1 protein-coding gene is annotated in these 1,140 nt (G+C 64.7%); it reads left to right on the forward strand.

Annotated features, from left to right (window positions below):
• On the forward strand, positions 1-1,140 hold a 1,140-nt coding region (locus M3I54_RS44300), incomplete at both ends, for an autotransporter-associated beta strand repeat-containing protein (protein WP_254346719.1).

The raw sequence follows: 1,140 nt of genomic DNA on the forward strand, positions 1-1,140 counted from the left end.
GTATCCAACGGGATCACGCTCACGAATGCGAACGGAGCCAGCATTACCGGCGGCAATGGTGGGAATAATGGCGTCGGGGGCGCCGCCTGCTGCCAGTCTGATACGCCGATGGGAGGCGCTGGCATTACTGGCAACGGGCTGACGATCTTCAATAGCGGTTCGATCGCCGGTGGTAGTGGCGGCAATAACGGTGGCAGCAGCGGTAGCCCCGGCGGGGCCGGCGGCGCTGGTGTCGCCGGCTCGGGCCTCACCATCACAAATAGCGGTTCGATTGCCGGTGGTAACGGCGGCGGTCCAACCGGGGCTGGCGGCGCTGGAATTATCGGATCGAACCTGCAGATCGTTAATGCCGGCAAGATAACCGGCGGCCTCGACGGGACAGGCACCATCCAGGCAAACGCGATCACCTTCACCGGCGGCACCAACTCACTCGAAATCGATGCCGGCTCGACCATCACCGGCAACGTGGTGGCGTTCTCCCCAGCCGATACATTCATTCTGGGTGGCTCGACCAACGCAACCTTCAACATGGCGCAGATTGGTCCGGGTGCGCTGTATCAGGGCTTTGGTCAATACCAGAAGACGGGTGCGAGTACCTGGACGCTGACCGGCTCAACCTTGACGACCACACCCTGGACGATTTCGGCGGGCACGCTACAGCTGGGCGATGGCACCACCAACGGCGCGACTACCGGCAACATCAACGACAATGCCGCGCTCGCCTTTTATCCGGCGACGGGCACGACGATGGCATTCGACGGCGTGGTGTCCGGCACGGGAATGGCCAGCCAGACCGGCCCCGGTACCACTGTGCTGACCGGCGCCAACAGCTATGCGGGGCCAACCACCGTGTCGGCGGGGTCGCTGTACGTCAACGGGGACCAGACCGCAGCCACGGGCGCCACCACGGTGGCGAGCGGCGCGACGCTGGGTGGCACCGGCATCATTGGCGGAAGCGTCAGCGTGAACGGCGGCACTCTGGCACCTGGCGCCGCCGCGGGGGGCATCGGGACCCTGACCATCAATGGCAACCTTGGTCTTACCAGCAGCTCGACCCTCGACTACAGCTTTGGCCAGTCCACTGTGCCGGGCGTCCCGCTCAATGACCTGACCGTGGTGAAGGGCAACCTCACGCTGGAT

It is taken from the genome of Paraburkholderia sp. CNPSo 3274, assembly GCF_024206475.1.
Classification (GTDB): domain Bacteria; phylum Pseudomonadota; class Gammaproteobacteria; order Burkholderiales; family Burkholderiaceae; genus Paraburkholderia.